A 15,126-nucleotide genomic window follows, 5' to 3' on the forward strand; every position below is an offset into this window, starting at 1 on the left:
CCATGCCGATGCAGGATCTTGCGGCCCGCCCCAGCCATGCCGGGCGCTTCGTTCTTGTCACCGGCGCGGGCCAGGGCATCGGCGCCGCCATCGCCGCCGCCTTTGGCCGCCGCGGCGCCGCCGTGGGCGTGCTGGACGCGGTGCCGGGCCGCGCCGAGGCCGTGGCCACAGCGATCCGCCAGGAGGGTGGCGACGCCACCGCCGCCACCGCCGACGTGGCCGACTATGCCTCCCTTTCGGCGGCGGTGGGCGCGATGCAGACGGCGCTGGGCCAGCCCTTCGACACGCTGGTGAACAATGCCGGCATCTCCCCCAAGCATGATGGCCGCGCCCACCTTGTGTTCGAGATGACGCCGGAGGAATGGAACCGCGTCGTCGCCGTCAACCTCAATGGCTGCTTCAACGCAATCCGCCTGCTGTCCCCGCGCATGCGCGAGACGGGCGGCAGCATCGTCAACATGGCCTCCGTGGCCGGGCGCACCTATTCCCCCGTGGTCGGCGCGCATTACGCGGCCACCAAGGCGGCGCTGATCGGGCTGACCAAGCATCTGGCGGGCGAGCTTGGCCCTTACGGCATCCGCGTCAACGCCATCGCGCCGGGTCGCATCGACACGCCGATGATCCGCACCGTGTCCGATGAAGTGAACCGTGGCCAGGTGGAGGCGACGCCGCTGCGCCGCCTCGGCCGGCCGGAGGAAGTGGCCGACCTGGCGCTCTACCTCACCTCCGGGGAGGCGTCCTTTGTCACCGGGCAGGTCGTGGATGTCGCCGGCGGCATGATGATGACCTGAGGAACCGGGTGTGAGCGAGACAGCGGATTACATCGTGGTCGGCGGCGGCAGCGCCGGCTGCGTGGTGGCGGCGCGCCTGTCGGAAGACCCGCGCAACCGGGTGCTGCTGCTGGAAGCGGGCCCGGGCGACCGCGACATCTGGATCCATGTGCCCGCCGGCTATGCGCGGCTTTTCGCCAGCGGCCGCTATGACTGGGGCTTCGCCACGGAAGCGGAGCCCAACCTCGACAACCGCAGCATCCGCTGGCCGCGCGGCAAGGTGCTGGGCGGCTCCGGCTCGGTCAACGGGCTGGTGTTCCTGCGCGGCTCGCCGCGCGACTATGACCGCTGGGCGCAGGCGGGCGCGCGGGGCTGGTCGCATGAGGAGGTGCTGCCCTTCTTCCGGCGGATGGAGGACTGGGCCGGCGAGCCGGGCGAAACGCGCGGGCGCGGCGGCCCCCTTCCGGTTTCCTCCGTGAGCCGCCTGTCGCCGGGCGCCGCCGCCTTTATCGCCGCCTGCGAGGCGCTGGGCTTCCCCCGCAACCGCGACATGAATGACGGCGCCATTGACGGCGTGATGCCGATCCAGATGAATGTGCGCGGCGGCCGGCGCTTCAGCACGGCGCGCGCCTATCTGCATCCGGCGCGGCGCCGGCCCAATCTGCGGGTGCTGACCGGGATCGAGGCGCGGCGCCTGCTGCTGCGGGACGGCCGCGCCGTGGGCGTGGTGGCGCGCCGCGCCGGCAGCGACGCCGATGAGGAATTCCATGCCACCGCCGAGGTGGTGCTGTGCGCCGGCGCCATCGCCACGCCGAAGCTGCTGATGCTGTCCGGCCTCGGCGATGGCGACGACCTACGGGCGGCGGGCGTCGCGGTGTTCCGCCATCTTCCGGGGGTCGGCCGCAACCTGCAGGACCACCTGATCGCCCGTCTCGCCTTCCGCACCCGCGCCGCCGGCACGGTGAACGAGATGATGGCCAGCCGCTGGGCCCTGGCCCGCGCCGTTTGCGGCTATGCCTGGCACCGCGCCGGCCCGCTCGCCGTCGGCGCCACCGAGGCGACGCTGTTCGCCCGCGTCACCCCGGGCGCGGAGGAAGCGGAGGTGCAGTTTCAGTTCATCAATTTCGCCCTGGCCTCGGCCGGCTATGTGCTGACGCCGGAGCCGGGGATGATGCTGAATTTCGGCCAGTGCCGCCCGGACAGCCGCGGCGAGATCCGGCTGCGCGGGCCCGACCCCGCCGAGAAGCCGGTGATCCACGCCAACTACCTCGACGCGCCGGGCGACCAGCAGGTGATGCTGGCGGCGGCGCGGCTGGGCCGCCGCATCGGCCGCACCGCTCCCTTCGCCAGCCTGGTGGAGCTGGAAACCGCGCCGCTGCGCGAGGTGGAGGATGACGAGGCGCTGATGAACTACATCCGCGCCGCCGGCACCACCGTGTACCATCCCTGCGGCACCTGCCGGATGGGCAGCGACGATGCGGCGGTGCTGGACCCCCGGCTGCGTCTGCGCGGGGTGGAGGGGCTGCGGGTCGCCGATGCCTCGGCCTTTCCGCTGATCCCGTCCGGCAACATCCAGCCGGCGGTGATCATGCTGGCCGAGCGCGCCGCCGAGCTGATTGGGGAGGATGCGAGGACCACCGCTGCGCCTGTGGCCGCCGGGACGGATTGACTTCCGCGCCCGCGGCACCAAGCTTCGTACCGCCAGCCCAACGGTGCTGGCGGGAAGGAACAGCATGCACCGCAGCACGCCGCCCATCGCCGGGCCGCGCCGTGGCGCGTTTTGCGACGTGGCGCCGCGCCCATCGCGGCGCGCATTGCTGCTGGGGCTTGGCCTTTCGCCCGTGGCGGCCATGGCGGCCGCATCCGATGATTGCGTGGAAGTGGCGGCCGGCCTTTGGGTGCTGCCGGGCCGGATCGAGGAAGCCTCGGCCGCCAATCTCAACGCCATCGCCAATACCGGCTTCGTGGCGGGCGCCTCGGCCACGGCGGTGATCGATCCCGGCGGCAGCCTGGCGCATGGCCGGCAGCTGCGCCGGGCCATCGAGGCGCGCGGCGTGCCGCCGGTGCGCCACGTCATCCTCACCCATGGCCATCCCGACCATGTGATGGGGGCCACGGCCTTCGCGGATCTCCGGCCGGAGGTGATCGGCCATGCACGGCTGCCCGAATTCCTGGCGCAGCGCGGCGCCTTCTATGCCGATCTGCTGCGGCGGGAGCTGGGCGCCGCCGCGGAAGGCAGCGGCCCCTTGCCGCCGACCCGGCTGGTGATGGAAGAGGATAGGCTGGACCTCGGCGGCCGCGTGCTGGCGCTGCGGGCGCATCCGCCGGCCCATACCGACAATGACCTCAGCCTGCTGGACCACGCCACCGGCACGCTGTGGCTGTCCGACCTGCTGTTCGCCGGCCACATCCCGACGCTGGATGGCGACCTGCATGGCTGGCTGCGCGTGCTCGACACGCTCAGCGGCATCCCGGCGCCGCGCGCCGTGCCCGGGCATGGTCCCGCCGCCCTGCCCTGGCCCGCCGCCGCGCGGGCGGAGCGCGACTACCTGACCGCCCTGCGGGACGAAACCCGCGCCGCCCTGCGCGCCGGCATCGGCCTGGCAGAGGCGCCGGGGCGCGTCGCCACCGCCCAGGCGGCGCAATGGCGCCTGGCGGAACTGCATCATGGCCGCAATGTCACGGCCGCCTACCGGCAACTGGAATGGGAGTGAAGCCGATGATGTTTCGCCGCCCGCTGCTGGCGCTAGGGGCCGCCACCGCCCTTTCCTCCGCCTTGCCCGCCCTGGCGCAGGAGGAGCCGCGCCGCGCCGAGCGCTGGGCCGACCTGCGCGGCCTGATCTTTGGCGACCGGCTGGTCGAGGAGGTGGCCGAGGCGACCCTCGCCATCACCGCCCCGCCGCGCGCCCTGGATGCCGGCGCGGTGCCGGTTTCCATCGCGGCGGGCCCGGATCTTGCGCCCTCGGTGCGCCGGCTGAGCCTGGTGATCGACGAGAACCCTTCGCCCCTCGCCGCCGTGTTCCTGGCCGGGCCGGGCGGGCTGCGGCAGGTCGGCACGCGCGTCCGCATCGACGCCTACACCTTTCTGCACGCCGTGGCGGAAACCGCCGATGGCCGCCTGCTGATGACGCGACGCTTCATCAAGGCATCGGGCGGCTGTTCCGCGCCCATGGGCAGCGACCTGCGCGCGGCGCGGGAGCGCATGGGCCGTGCCCGGCTTTCCCTGCCCGAGGGGCCGCCGGTGGCCGGTCGCCCCGTGCCGGTGGAGGTGGCGCTGAGCCACCCCAACACCTCCGGCCTGCAGATCGACCAGCTGACGCGCCTGTCCATCCCGGCCGAGTTCGTCCGCCAGTTGCGCGTCACCTATGCGGGCGTTCCGGTGCTGGAGGTGGAAAGCGACATCTCCATCGCCGAGAACCCCACCTTCGGCTTCCTGCTGTCTGGCGAACCCGGCGGCGAACTGGTGCTGGAAGCGGAAGACAACCGCGACCGCCGCTTCACCCAGCGCTGGACCTTGCAGCCGGCGGGTTGATGCATCAGCCCGGCGGCGCGAGAACACGGTGGCGCAGCAGCCAGCGCAGGGCGCGCTGCCAGCTTTCGTCGGTGTTGCCGCGGAAGTCGGCGGTCCAGCTTCCGCGCACCGCGCCGGATGGCGCCTCGCGCAGCGTCAGCGTCATGTTCAGGATCAGGTTGCTGACCTTGTGCACCATCCCCGACATGGTCAGCTCGGCGCCGAGCCGCGCCGCCTCCGGCAATTCGCAGCCATTGCAGTTGCGGATGGCGGCGCCGGCCGGGGAGTTGGCCGCCAGCACCGTGTAGCGGCCGGATGCAGCGAGGGCGTCGCTCAGCTCGGCGGTCAGCCTTTCCAGCCGCGCCGCCTGCTCGGGCCGCGGCGGCTGTCCGGATGTGTCGTACAGTTCCAGCGGAAACACCGCCAGACGCGGCGGGTCCGCGGCGGATGCGGTGCCATGCAGAACAACAAGGCCAGCCAGCAGAAAAGGCCTTCTGCGCATCTCAGCTTTCCTTTTTGTCATCTAATCATTGCTGAAACGGATGGATGCGCGCAACACTGGGCAAAGGCCTGCCGGCGCGCCAGTGCCGACAGGCCAGGACAAGGGAGGATCTGGCTTGATCGCAGTCCGCGCATTGGCGCTGGCTTCCTTGCTGCTTGCCGCCGCGCCTGCACTGTCCGCCGAGGCAACGTTGCGGGTGGGCTATCTGGGACTGGCCGTTCCCCGCCCGGTGGCCAACACCGCTCTCGATCCGCCGCCGGAGGATGAGGGCCTGCAGGGCGCCCGCCTCGGCATCGCCGACAATGACAGCACCGGCCGCTTCACCGGCCAGCGCTTCATCCTGGAGGAGCGCCGCCTTTCCGATCCGGAGGCCGTGCTGCCGGCCCTGCGCGACCTGGCAAGCGCCGGCATCCGCCTGGTGGTGGCCGACCTGCCGGCCCAACAATTGCTGGACGCGGCGGATCTGCCGGAAGCGCGCGAACTGACGCTGTTCAATGTGCGCGCGCCGGATGATGCGCTGCGCAACGAATCCTGCCGCCGCAACGTGCTGCACCTGCCACCCTCCCGCGCCATGCAGGCCGATGCGCTGGGCCAGTTCCTGGCGGCGCGCCGCTGGCGCAACATCCTGCTGATCAGCGGCCCGTCAGAGGGCGACAAGCTCTATGCCCAGGCGATCCGCAATACCGCGCGCAAGTTCCAGCTGCGCATCGTCGCCGACAAGCCCTGGACCTTCGATCCCGGCGCCCGGCGCGTCGATACCGGCCATTACGGCATCGCCGCCGAGGTGGCGCGCTTCACCCAGGGCGTTCCCGCGCATGACATCGTGGTGGTAGCGGACGAGGCCGGCGAGTGGGGCTTCGACGTTGCCTACCGCACCACCGAGCCAAGGCCGGTGGCCGGCACGCATGGCCTGGTGCCGACAAGCTGGGCCCGCCCGCATGAGCAATGGGGCGCGACGCAGTTGCAGCGCCGCTTCCTGGCGCGCGCCAAGCGCTGGATGCTGCCGCGCGACCATGCCGCGTGGCTGGCGCTGCGCGCGGTGGGCGAAGCCGCGACACGCACCCGCAGCACCGATCCCGCGACGATCGTCGCCCGGATCCGCGAGCCCCGCTTCGAGCTGGCGGGCTTCAAGGGCGTGCCGCTTTCCTTCCGCGAATGGGACGGGCAGCTGCGCCAGCCAGTGCTGCTGGCCGATGAGCGGAGCCTTGTCTCGGTTTCGCCGCAGCAGGGCTTCCAGCACCAGTTCTCGGAGCTCGATACCCTTGGAACCGACAAGCCGGAGACACAATGCCAGTTCCGCTGATCGCAGGCGCCCTCAGCGCCGCCGCGCTACTGCTTCCGCTGCTGGTCACGGAAGCGCCACGCGCCGAAACCATTCTTGTTTCCAACGAAAAGGACAACACCATCTCCGTGATCGACGGCGCCACGCTGAAGATCACGCACACCGTCGCGGTGGGGGAGCGGCCGCGCGGCATCGTGCTGTCGCGGGATGGCCGGCAGCTTTACGTCTGCGTCGGCGACAGTGACCGCATCGATGTGCTCGACCTCGAATCCTGGAAGGTGGTGCAGCACCTGCCGAGCGGCTCCGACCCCGAGCTGCTGGCGCTGCACCCGGACGGCAAGCGCCTTTATGTCGCCAACGAGGATGACAATCTCGTCACCGTGGTGGATGTGGAGCAGCGCGCCGTGCTCACCGAGATCCCGGTGGGCGTCGAGCCGGAAGGCATGGGGCTGAGCCCGGACGGCAAGTTCCTGGTGAACACCTCCGAAACCACCAACATGGCGCATGTGATCGACACGGACACGGGCGAGATCATCGCCAATGTTCTGGTCGGCGCCCGCCCCCGCGCAGCGGTGTGGGAAGCGGATGGCAAGCGGTTCTGGGTTTCCGCCGAGATCGGCGGCACGGTCAGCGTGATCGATGCCGCCGGGCATTCCATCGCCGGCACGGTGGAGTTCAACGTGCCCGGCGTCCCGCGGGAAGCGGTGCAGCCCGTGGGGCTGGTGTTCTCCGCCGATGGCCGGCTGGCCTATGTGGCGCTCGGCCCATCCAACCGCGTCGCCGTGGTGGACACGCGCAGCCTTGAGGTCCAGCGCTACCTGCTGGTCGGGCAAAGGGTCTGGAACGTGGCGCTGTCGCCGGACGGCAAGCGCGTCTTCACCACCAACGGCGTCAGCAACGACATGTCGGTGATCGACACGGCGGCGCAGCGCGTGACGCATTCCGTGCCGGTGGGGCGCGCGCCCTGGGGAGTGGTGGTGAAGCCGTGAGCGTGGTGGCGCCGCATCCGCTGGTGGCCGCCAGCCATGGCGCCAGCGGCGCGGCCCCGCCGGCGCTGGAGGTCAGCGGCCTTTCCCACGCCTATGGCCCGAAGCACGCTCTGCATGATGTGTCGCTGCGCGTCATGCCGGGCGAGTTCACGGTGCTGCTCGGGCCCAACGGCGCCGGCAAGAGCACGCTGTTCGCCCTGGTGACGCGGCTGTTCGACGCACGCCAGGGCAGCATCCGCATCTTCGGTGCCGAGCTTCGCCGGCATCCCGGCCAGGCGCTGGCGCAGCTCGGCGTGGTGTTCCAGCAGCCGACCCTCGATCCTGATCTCAGCCTGCGGCAGAACCTCGCCTACAGCGCCGCCCTGCATGGACTGAGCCGTGCCGAGGGACGGCGGCGCGCCGAACAGGAGCTGGCACGGATCGGCCTGCTGGATCGCGCAGGGGACGCGGTGCGCAAGCTGTCGGGCGGGCAGCGGCGGCGGGTGGAGATGGCGCGCGCCCTGCTGACGCGCCCCCGCCTCCTGCTGATGGACGAGCCCACGGTTGGGCTGGATGCCGCCAGCCGTTCCTTTCTGCTCGGCCATGTGCGCAGGCTGTGCCGCGAGGAAGGCCTTGCCGTGCTGTGGGCCACCCACCTGATCGACGAGGTGGACGAGAATTCACGCCTCATCGTGTTGCAGGAGGGGCGGGTGCGTGCCAGCGGTGGCCTGCGGGACGTGCTGGCCGAAGGCGGCGGCGGCACGCTGCGCGAAGCCTTCGCCCGCCTCACCGATGAAGCATGGAAAGGTGGTGCATGAGCGGCCTGCGTTATCTGCGCTGCCTGGAAGGCATCACGCGGCGGGAAGCGCTGCGCTTCCTGCAACAGCGGGGCCGCTTCTTCTCCGCGTTGGTCCGGCCCTTGGTATGGCTGCTGATCTTCGCTTCCGGCTTCCGCTTCGTGCTAGGCGTTTCCATCATCCCGCCCTACCAGACCTATGTCATGTACGAGGAATATGTGGTGCCCGGCCTGTGCGCCATGGTGCTGCTGTTCCAGGCGATGCAGAGCAGCCTTTCCATGGTGTATGACCGGGAGATGGGCAGCATGCGGATGCTGCTGACCAGCCCGCTGCCGCGCTGGTGGCTGCTCGGCTGCAAGCTTCTGGCCGCCGTGCTGGTGGCGGTTCTGCAAGTCTATGCATTCCTGCTGGTGGCGTGGTTCTGGGAGGTGCGGCCGCCGCCCCTCGGCTATCTTCTGGTGCTGCCGGCGCTGCTGATGGCCGGGCTGATGCTCGGCGCGCTGGGCCTGCTGCTTTCGGCCCGCATCCGCCAGCTGGAGAACTTCGCGGGGGTGATGAACTTCGTGATCTTCCCGATGTTCTTCGCGTCTTCCGCGCTGTATCCGCTGTGGCGGGTGCGGGAAGCCAGCCCCGTCCTGTGGGCCCTGTGCCATGCCAATCCCTTCACCCATGCGGTGGAACTGATCCGCTTCGCGCTTTACGGCCGGATCGAGCCGGTTTCCGCGGCGGTCGTGGGCGGCGCGATGCTGGTGTTTGGCGCGCTGGCCGTGCTGGCCTATGATCCGGCGATCGGTGGCATCGGACGGCGCGGGGCGCCGCCAAACCCGGCATGAGGACCATGCGACAAAGCCTGCTGACGGTTGGCCTGGTGCTTGGCCTGCTTGGCGCCCCGGCGGCCCGGGGCGCCACCGGCAACGACCCCGACTGGCCCTGCGTGCAGCGCCTGGTGCCGGTTCTGAGCGCCGGCAGCATCTGGTCAGGCCCCGCCCTGCCGGCCGATGGCTCCTGGCGACAGGAACCGAAGGTCGCGGCGCTGGTGTCCGCCATCGCCCCCCGCGCCGTTCCGGATGCCGAAGGCGTGCGGGCGATCGAGGGCTTCGCCGCGCCGCTGGATGCCGAGGCACGGCGCCGCCTGTTGCCCATGGCGGTGTCCGGCACGCTGGCGGAAACCAACCGGACGCGCAGCGGGCTGATCGAATCCATCCGCGGCTTCGCGCGCCGCCAGCGCGGCCTGGCCGAAACGGTGCGCCAGTTGTCCGAGCAGCTGGACGCCATGGACCCCGAGGCCAAGGGAGAAGCCGCGGCACGGCGGGAGGAGCTGCAGCAGCGGCTGTTTTTCGCCACCAAGACCTTCCAGGATGCCGAGCGGACCATGCGCTACATGTGCGAGGCGCCTGTGCGGCTGGAAGCCCGCTTCGGCGCCTATGCGCGCGCCTTCCAGGCGGCGCTGCCCGAAGCGCCGTGACAAGCCCTTCCCCGGCCGGCGCCGGGGCTCAGGGCATGCCCGGCGCCGGCCGCAGCTCCTCCGTGGGCAGGCCGGCGGCTTCCCAGCCATCGGTGCCGTCACGATACCACCGCACCGCAGTCCAGCCCCATTGCACGGCGCGCAACGCGGCATTCCAGCTCATCCAGCAATCCGACAGGCAGTAGAACACCACCGGCCTGTCACGGCCGCCGCCGGCCATTGTCATCAACGTCCCGCGCAGCCAGGCTTCCTGCGCAGGCGTGATGGTGCCGCGCCCCACCTCCGGCAGCCACAGGCTTCCGGGGATGCCGAGGCGTGGCGCCGGCCGCCACAGGCTGTTGTCAGGCAGGCCCTCAGGGCGCCGCGCCACCGGCAGGACGTCGATCCACACGGCCATGCCCTGGCGCCACAGCGCCTCGGCCTCCGGCGTGTCCAGGGTCACCGCGCCCGGCACCCATGCCGGCGTCGGCGCGCGATATTCCCCCATCCTGAAGCCATCCGGCACAGGAACAGGCTCGGCCCGGGCGATGGCCATCCAGGCCGGCAGCAGCAGCAAGGCCAGCCGCCGCCCAGGCATCATGGCGTGCCGGGGGCGATCCGCCCGCTGGCATCCAGGACCGGCACCCCGTATTCGCGCAGCACCGCGCCGATCTCAGTCTGCTTGTCGCGGATGGCGGCGTTGATGCGCCGCCGCCATTGCGGCTCGTTGGCGCGCACACCCATGGTGATGCGGTAATCCATGCGCGCCGCCCCGGGCGCGCTCGGCAAGGCGCGCATCGCCAGTGGCAGGCGCTGCACATGGATCTGGTAGCCGGCGATCGGCCCCCAGACCAGCGCCACGTCCAGTTCCCCCGCCGCCACGTCCCGCAGCATCTGGGACGCCGGAGACTCCACCCGCGTATCCACGGCCAGGGCGTAGGAGCGGGTGCGGTCCAGCAACCCGTTGCGCAGCAGCAGATCGACCGGCGGCGTCCGCGCCACCACGCCGAAGCGGAGCTTGCGCAGCGAGGGGTCGCTGAAATCCTCCGGCGGCGCCGCATCCTTGCGGAACACCGCCACATAGGTGGTGTGGTAATAAGGGTTGGTGTTCTGCATGAGCTCGTCGGAAGCGACGGTCCCCATCACCAGGTCGCAGCGGCGCAGGCCCAGCGTGTTGCGCACGAAGCCCTGCACCTGCGGAAAGAAGACGGTGCGGACCGGCAGGCCCAGCGCCTCCCCCAGCAGCAGGGCGATGCGGTTCTCGAACCCTTCGCCGCGTTCGTTGGAGAAAGGCAGGTTGGCGGGATCGGCGCAAACGCGCAGTTCGTCCGGCGGCACCAGCTCCGCCGTTTGCGCCCGGACCGCCGCCGGCGCGAAGCCGGCGAGCACCAGCGCCGCGGCCAGGAATGCGCGCATGGCTAATTCGCCATCCGTTGCGGCCGGCCGGGACCGATGGCGCCATCCGAGCGGGCCTTCAGATAGGCGTAGATGTCCTCGATGTAGAGAACCACATCCTCGACTTGGCCGAACGGCGGCATGACGCTCTGCTGCGAGGAGGTGACGTTCTGCCGGCCGTTGATCACCACCTCCATGAACTGCTCATGCGACAGGCGCTTCAGCGATTCCGTCAGGTTCGGCGCGAAGCTGCTGCCGGCGCCGTCCTGGCCATGGCAACGTTCGCAGGCATTGCCGTAGCGCCGATAGCCATTGTAAGTGCCGCGATCGACCTTTCCATCCTGGACCTGGTAAGGCTTGTCCTCGGCATGGGCCGGTTGTTGCGTGGCCATTCCCAAGGCCAGGGTGATCGCCCCGGCGGCCAGCATCCCTGCAAACCTCATCAATTCACGTCTCCATCCGATTCCAGAACAAGGCGGGCCGGCCCCTGAGGGGAACCGGCCCGCGGCAGATCCTGAGGCCCTTGCGAAGAACGGTTCAGTTGGGCAGCGCGAACACGGTCAGCACACCGCCCAGCTGGGTGTAGTTGGCCAGCGACCGGTAGGCACCGGCCGCGCCCAGGCCCTCTGTGTCGCCCTGCAGGCCGGCCGCCATGCCGATGCCGGCCCAGCCGCCGACGCCGGACAGCACGGCGATGTATTGCTTGCCGTTATGGGTATAGGTGTTGACGTTGCCGATGATGCCCGAAGGCGTGCGGTAGCTGAACAGTTCCTTGCCGTCCCTCACATCCACCGCCTTCAGATAGCCTTCCAGCGTGCCGTAGAAGACAATGTCACCCGCCGTCGCCAGCGCGCCCGACCAGACGGAGAAGCGTTCCGGCTTGCTCCACAGGATCTTGCCCTCGCTGGCGTCCCAGGCAATGAAATTGCCCATGTGCTGCGCGCCCTTGGGCGGGAACATCGACAGGGTGGCGCCGACATAGGGCTGGCCGGCCGTGTAGGACACGCGGAACGGCTCGTAATCCATGCACACATGGTTGGTCGGCACATAGAAGTGGCTGGTGCGCGGCGAGAAGGCAGCCGGCTGCTGGTCCTTGGTGCCGAGCGCCGCCGGGCAGATGTTCTGGGTGTTGGTGTCCTCGCCGCCCTGGCGGGTCGAGAACTCCTTCACCACCTCCGGGCGCCCGGTCTGCATGTCCACCTTGGTGGCCCAGTTCACCACCGGGTCGAACTTCTCGGCGACCAGCAGCTCGCCCGTTTCGCGGTTCAGCGTGTAGCCGAAGCCGTTGCGGTCGAAATGTACCAGCGCCTTCACCGGCCGCCCGCGCACATTGATGTCGGACAGGATCATCTCGTTGACGCCGTCATAATCCCACTCGTCATGCGGCGTCATCTGATAGACCCATTTCGCCTGCCCGGTCGTGGCATCGCGGGCGAAGATGGTCATCGACCATTTGTTGTCGCCGGGGCGCTGCGCCGGATTCCAGGTGCCTGGGTTGCCGCTGCCGTAATAGACCAGGTTCAGCTCGGGATCGTAGGAGAACCAGCCCCAGGTGGTGCCGCCGCCGATCTTCCACTGGTCGCCTTCCCAGCTTTGCAGGGAGCTGTTGGGGCCGACCGGCTTGCCGAGGCTGGTGGTTTTCTGCGGATCGAACAGGATCTCGTTGTCGGGCCCGACCGAATAGGCCCGCCAGGCCATCGAGCCGTCCTTCAGGTTGTAGGCGGTGACATGGCCGCGGACGCCGAACTCGCCGCCGCTGATGCCCACCAGCACCTTGTCGCCGAACACCATCGGCGCGGCGGTCATGGTTTCGCCCTTCCCCGGGTCGCCATTCGTCACGGACCAGGCGACCTTGCCGGTCTTGGCGTCCAGCGCGACGACCTTGGCATCCGCCTGTGCCAGGATGATCTTGCCGTCGCCATAGGAAACGCCGCGGTTGACGGTGTCGCAGCACATCACGGCGATGACGCTCGGGTCCTGGCTCGGCTCATAGCGCCAGACGATCTTGCCCGGCTCCTTCAGGTCGAGCGCGAAGACCTTGTTGGGAAAGGGCGTGTGAATATACATCATGTCGCCCAGCACCAGCGGGCCGCCTTCATGGCCGCGCAGGACGCCGGTGGAGAAGCTCCAGCTTGGCCGGAGCTGCGCCACGTTGTCCCGGGTGATCTGGTTCAGCTCGCTGTAGCGGTGATTGGCATAGTTGCCGGTCGGCATGACCCACTGATTGGGGTCCCGCTGCAGCCGCAGCAATTCCTCATTGGCGCTGGCGCCGCTGATGCAGAGGCCCAAGGCCGCTGCCGACACAGCGATTTTCCTGAACATGGCTGCCATCCCTTCCGCCAAGGGTCGGCCGCGCGGCCGCCCGACGTTGCTTCTTGGTGTTGTGGGCGTCCGACGATCCCCGCGGGTCCTCAAGCCACCCGCCACCCGGAACAGGAAAGATGCCGCCCGCCGGAATGGTATGGTGCTTTTGCGGAAAGCAGCAAGACTAAAGCGAAACCAAAACGACCTGCCGCGCGGTCAGGGCCGAAACCCCTTCCACGGATAGCCCGCTTTGCGACATTGCAGCGCAGCAAACGAGCTTCATGCTCGTGGCGAGTTGCTTGCGGCGGCACCCTTCAGATCGGCGTCTTGCGGGCCGCGCGCGGCTGGCAGCGCCATTCGGCGACGCGGTAGCCGGGATGCTGGAGGGCCCATTCCACTGCCCGGAACTGCCCCTGCGTCAGGCAGCCGGTCAGGGATTCTCCCGCGGCCTGCGGCCATTCCTCGCGGCAGGCCGCGGGCGCGGACAACAGGCAGACGGTCAGGATGAGGTCGATCATGGCATTTCCGCTCGGGCTCGGGGCAACAGGATGGAACAGGCCGGCATCCGCGATTCCGATCCCGACCGTGGCACATGCAAGCTGGCCGAATCGATGGCAGAATGGATGATGCTGGCCGCAAGTCTGGCCTTGTATCCTGCGGGGAGGAACAGAAAACGGTGCCCATCACCAGACGCATGGCCTTGTTGCTGGCCACCGCATGCCCGGCATACCGCAGCATCGCCGCCGAGGTTCCGCCGCTCAGCCCGGCGCAGATCGCCTTGTTCGAAACGCCGCACCTCGCCTCCATCAAGCAGCCGACACGGCTAAGCTATGCCTTCCGGCGCGAGGAAGCGGGACGCGCGCCGGTGGATGACAGGATCGTCCTGGAAGTGCGGCGCGTCTCGGACGATGGGCGCCACGATGTTCACGCCGAATTCCTGACCGGCGACCGCCGGATCAACTACCCGCCGGCGCTGGGTTTCAAGGGAAATCCGCTGTTGTTGTTCGCGCTGGACCGGGAGAGCCGCGAGCTTGCCTCGGCGACGGGCGGCTCCATGAACTGGTTCCGCGGGCGCTTCCGCCGTGCCCTGGTGGATGAAGCGGAAACGCTGCAGGAACAGGTGAAGCTTGCCGCCCTGCCGCACGCCGTTGCCGCCCAGCGCATCATTGTCATGCCCTATGGCGGCGAGCCGCGGGCGCGGCGCTTCCAGGGCCTGCGCTATGACTTCGTGCTTTCCGGCGCGGTGCCTGGCGGAATCTTGCAGATGCTCACCACCGTGCCGGCGGCGGAGGACGGGCCCGCCATGGCCGAATCCATCACCTATTCCGGGAGTGAAGCATTGTGACCCAGACAAGATCCCTGCTTGCCGCCCTGGCCGTGCTGACGGCCGGCGCCGCGGCGGCCCGGGCCTCCGACTATCCCACCGCCGCGCGGGCGGATTACGTGCTGGGCTGCATGGCCTCCAACGGCAACACGCAGGTGGCGCTGGAGAAATGTTCCTGCGCCATCGACGCCATCGCCGAGCAACTGCCCTACGCGACCTATCAGGGCGCCGAGACCGCGCTCAGGATGCAGGCCGGAACATTGGGGGAGCGGGGGGCCATCTTCCGTGACCCTCCGGAAGTGCGGCAAACGATCGGGGCATTGCGCCAGGCCCAGGCCGAGGCGACGCTGCGCTGCTTCTGAAGCGGGCACCCTCCCGGGGCCCGCGCCCCGCCTATTTCAATGTGCCCAGATAGGCGATCACATCGGCCCGCTGCTTCGCGTCCTTGAGGCCCGCATAGATCATGCGCGATCCGGGAATGTAGCCGCGCGGATCGGCGAGATAGGCGTCAAGCGTTTCGGCGTCCCAGGTCTTGTCGGCGCCCTTCATGGCGGGGGAATAGTTGAACTTCGGCGCCTCGGCCGATTTCCGCCCCACAATGCCAGCCAGGCTTGGGCCGACCTTGTTCTGCCCTTCCTGCACGGCATGGCAGACCTGGCATTGGCGGTTGAAGATGGTCCGCCCTGCTTCCGCGCTTCCGGCCGTGTCCTGGGCCTGTCCCGGCAGGCTGTAGAGCAGCAACGACGCCATGACCGTGCCGACAGAAAGATGCCGCTTGCGCATTCCCTTTTCGTCCTTTTCCCGCTGGGCTTCACTTGATCGAACATGG

General features: G+C 69.5%; 18 protein-coding genes. 11 read left to right on the forward strand and 7 right to left on the reverse strand.

The genetic code is table 11. The features are described 5' to 3' along the window. Positions 1-8 precede the first annotated feature (8 nt). From F0Q34_RS09685 to F0Q34_RS09700, 4 genes are all read left to right on the forward strand, one after another. Positions 9-791: an SDR family oxidoreductase gene (locus F0Q34_RS09685; RefSeq protein WP_206667986.1), complete on the forward strand. Its 783-nt coding sequence runs from the start codon at positions 9-11 to the stop codon at positions 789-791. Between the two features lie 10 nt (positions 792-801). Then, on the forward strand, positions 802-2,439 hold the full coding sequence (locus tag F0Q34_RS09690) for a GMC family oxidoreductase (protein ID WP_149812000.1): 1,638 nt from the start codon (positions 802-804) through the stop codon (positions 2,437-2,439). A gap of 64 nt (positions 2,440-2,503) precedes the next feature. Then, positions 2,504-3,484 (forward strand): quinoprotein relay system zinc metallohydrolase 2, encoded by a 981-nt coding sequence (locus F0Q34_RS09695; protein WP_149812001.1) that lies wholly within the window; start codon positions 2,504-2,506, stop codon positions 3,482-3,484. A gap of 5 nt (positions 3,485-3,489) precedes the next feature. After that, entirely contained in the window at positions 3,490-4,302 is an 813-nt protein-coding gene (locus F0Q34_RS09700; protein ID WP_161600818.1) for a quinoprotein dehydrogenase-associated SoxYZ-like carrier, read from the forward strand. Positions 4,303-4,306: 4 nt separating this feature from the next. Here the strand turns inward: F0Q34_RS09700 and F0Q34_RS09705 are convergent, their stop codons facing one another. Continuing rightward, positions 4,307-4,783, reverse strand: a complete 477-nt coding sequence (locus F0Q34_RS09705) for a DUF3280 domain-containing protein (protein WP_149812003.1) — start codon at positions 4,781-4,783, stop codon at positions 4,307-4,309. A 115-nt stretch (positions 4,784-4,898) separates the two neighbouring features. Between F0Q34_RS09705 and F0Q34_RS09710 the strand changes: the two genes are divergently transcribed. The 5 genes from F0Q34_RS09710 to F0Q34_RS09730 are packed head-to-tail and all read left to right on the forward strand — an operon-like array spanning position 4,899 to position 9,295. Continuing rightward, on the forward strand, positions 4,899-6,086 hold the full coding sequence (locus tag F0Q34_RS09710; RefSeq protein WP_241665416.1) for an ABC transporter substrate-binding protein: 1,188 nt from the start codon (positions 4,899-4,901) through the stop codon (positions 6,084-6,086). Then, positions 6,071-7,054 carry a PQQ-dependent catabolism-associated beta-propeller protein gene (locus F0Q34_RS09715; protein ID WP_149812005.1) on the forward strand — a complete coding sequence of 328 codons (984 nt, stop codon included), beginning with the start codon at positions 6,071-6,073 and terminating at the stop codon, positions 7,052-7,054. Before F0Q34_RS09710 ends, F0Q34_RS09715 begins: the two co-directional genes overlap by 16 nt. After that, a complete protein-coding gene (locus F0Q34_RS09720; protein ID WP_306419385.1) occupies positions 7,051-7,851 on the forward strand; it encodes an ABC transporter ATP-binding protein in 801 nt (266 codons plus the stop codon). Before F0Q34_RS09715 ends, F0Q34_RS09720 begins: the two co-directional genes overlap by 4 nt. Next, positions 7,848-8,663: an ABC transporter permease gene (locus tag F0Q34_RS09725; RefSeq protein WP_149812006.1), complete on the forward strand. Its 816-nt coding sequence runs from the start codon at positions 7,848-7,850 to the stop codon at positions 8,661-8,663. Before F0Q34_RS09720 ends, F0Q34_RS09725 begins: the two co-directional genes overlap by 4 nt. A gap of 5 nt (positions 8,664-8,668) precedes the next feature. Continuing rightward, on the forward strand, positions 8,669-9,295 hold the full coding sequence (locus tag F0Q34_RS09730) for a hypothetical protein (RefSeq protein ID WP_149812007.1): 627 nt from the start codon (positions 8,669-8,671) through the stop codon (positions 9,293-9,295). A 28-nt stretch (positions 9,296-9,323) separates the two neighbouring features. Here the strand turns inward: F0Q34_RS09730 and F0Q34_RS09735 are convergent, their stop codons facing one another. The 5 genes from F0Q34_RS09735 to F0Q34_RS09755 form a co-directional block, all read right to left on the reverse strand. Beyond that, positions 9,324-9,875 (reverse strand): PQQ-dependent catabolism-associated CXXCW motif protein, encoded by a 552-nt coding sequence (locus tag F0Q34_RS09735; RefSeq protein ID WP_149812008.1) that lies wholly within the window; start codon positions 9,873-9,875, stop codon positions 9,324-9,326. After that, a complete protein-coding gene (locus F0Q34_RS09740) occupies positions 9,872-10,690 on the reverse strand; it encodes a quinoprotein dehydrogenase-associated putative ABC transporter substrate-binding protein (protein WP_149812009.1) in 819 nt (272 codons plus the stop codon). Before F0Q34_RS09740 ends, F0Q34_RS09735 begins: the two co-directional genes overlap by 4 nt. A 2-nt stretch (positions 10,691-10,692) precedes the next feature. After that, complete coding sequence (locus F0Q34_RS09745) at positions 10,693-11,112, reverse strand: c-type cytochrome (protein ID WP_149812010.1); 420 nt, start codon at positions 11,110-11,112, stop codon at positions 10,693-10,695. A 94-nt stretch (positions 11,113-11,206) separates the two neighbouring features. Continuing rightward, the gene (locus F0Q34_RS09750) at positions 11,207-12,973 is read right to left on the reverse strand and encodes a methanol/ethanol family PQQ-dependent dehydrogenase (protein WP_306419386.1); all 1,767 of its coding nucleotides are present in this window, start codon (positions 12,971-12,973) and stop codon (positions 11,207-11,209) included. Positions 12,974-13,287: 314 nt separating this feature from the next. Then, on the reverse strand, positions 13,288-13,491 hold the full coding sequence (locus F0Q34_RS09755; RefSeq protein WP_149812012.1) for a hypothetical protein: 204 nt from the start codon (positions 13,489-13,491) through the stop codon (positions 13,288-13,290). A gap of 158 nt (positions 13,492-13,649) precedes the next feature. Here F0Q34_RS09755 and F0Q34_RS09760 point away from each other — a divergent pair, with 158 nt between their 5' ends. Next, positions 13,650-14,318, forward strand: coding sequence for a hypothetical protein (locus tag F0Q34_RS09760; RefSeq protein ID WP_149812013.1), 669 nt, complete (start codon positions 13,650-13,652; stop codon positions 14,316-14,318). Next, entirely contained in the window at positions 14,315-14,659 is a 345-nt protein-coding gene (locus tag F0Q34_RS09765; protein WP_149812014.1) for a hypothetical protein, read from the forward strand. Before F0Q34_RS09760 ends, F0Q34_RS09765 begins: the two co-directional genes overlap by 4 nt. Before the next feature lie 31 nt (positions 14,660-14,690). Here F0Q34_RS09765 and F0Q34_RS09770 read toward each other — a convergent pair whose 3' ends face one another. Beyond that, positions 14,691-15,080 (reverse strand): c-type cytochrome, encoded by a 390-nt coding sequence (locus F0Q34_RS09770; RefSeq protein WP_149812015.1) that lies wholly within the window; start codon positions 15,078-15,080, stop codon positions 14,691-14,693. Positions 15,081-15,126 lie beyond the last annotated feature (46 nt).

Origin of the sequence: Teichococcus oryzae, assembly GCF_008386565.1 — a bacterium.
Classification (GTDB): Bacteria; Pseudomonadota; Alphaproteobacteria; order Acetobacterales; family Acetobacteraceae; genus Pseudoroseomonas; species Pseudoroseomonas oryzae.

Bases quoted from the DNA above. Each gene is read 5' to 3' on its own strand.
- F0Q34_RS09715 (WP_149812005.1), top strand. From the start codon at position 6,071: ATGCCAGTTCCGCTGATCGCAGGCGCCCTCAGCGCCGCCGCGCTACTG.
- F0Q34_RS09685 (WP_206667986.1), top strand. From the start codon at position 9: ATGCAGGATCTTGCGGCCCGCCCCAGCCATGCCGGGCGCTTCGTTCTT.
- F0Q34_RS09735 (WP_149812008.1), bottom strand. From the start codon at position 9,875: ATGATGCCTGGGCGGCGGCTGGCCTTGCTGCTGCTGCCGGCCTGGATG.
- F0Q34_RS09695 (WP_149812001.1), top strand. From the start codon at position 2,504: ATGCACCGCAGCACGCCGCCCATCGCCGGGCCGCGCCGTGGCGCGTTT.
- F0Q34_RS09770 (WP_149812015.1), bottom strand. From the start codon at position 15,080: ATGCGCAAGCGGCATCTTTCTGTCGGCACGGTCATGGCGTCGTTGCTG.
- F0Q34_RS09745 (WP_149812010.1), bottom strand. From the start codon at position 11,112: ATGAGGTTTGCAGGGATGCTGGCCGCCGGGGCGATCACCCTGGCCTTG.
- F0Q34_RS09725 (WP_149812006.1), top strand. From the start codon at position 7,848: ATGAGCGGCCTGCGTTATCTGCGCTGCCTGGAAGGCATCACGCGGCGG.
- F0Q34_RS09740 (WP_149812009.1), bottom strand. From the start codon at position 10,690: ATGCGCGCATTCCTGGCCGCGGCGCTGGTGCTCGCCGGCTTCGCGCCG.
- F0Q34_RS09705 (WP_149812003.1), bottom strand. From the start codon at position 4,783: ATGCGCAGAAGGCCTTTTCTGCTGGCTGGCCTTGTTGTTCTGCATGGC.
- F0Q34_RS09755 (WP_149812012.1), bottom strand. From the start codon at position 13,491: ATGATCGACCTCATCCTGACCGTCTGCCTGTTGTCCGCGCCCGCGGCC.
- F0Q34_RS09700 (WP_161600818.1), top strand. From the start codon at position 3,490: ATGATGTTTCGCCGCCCGCTGCTGGCGCTAGGGGCCGCCACCGCCCTT.
- F0Q34_RS09730 (WP_149812007.1), top strand. From the start codon at position 8,669: ATGCGACAAAGCCTGCTGACGGTTGGCCTGGTGCTTGGCCTGCTTGGC.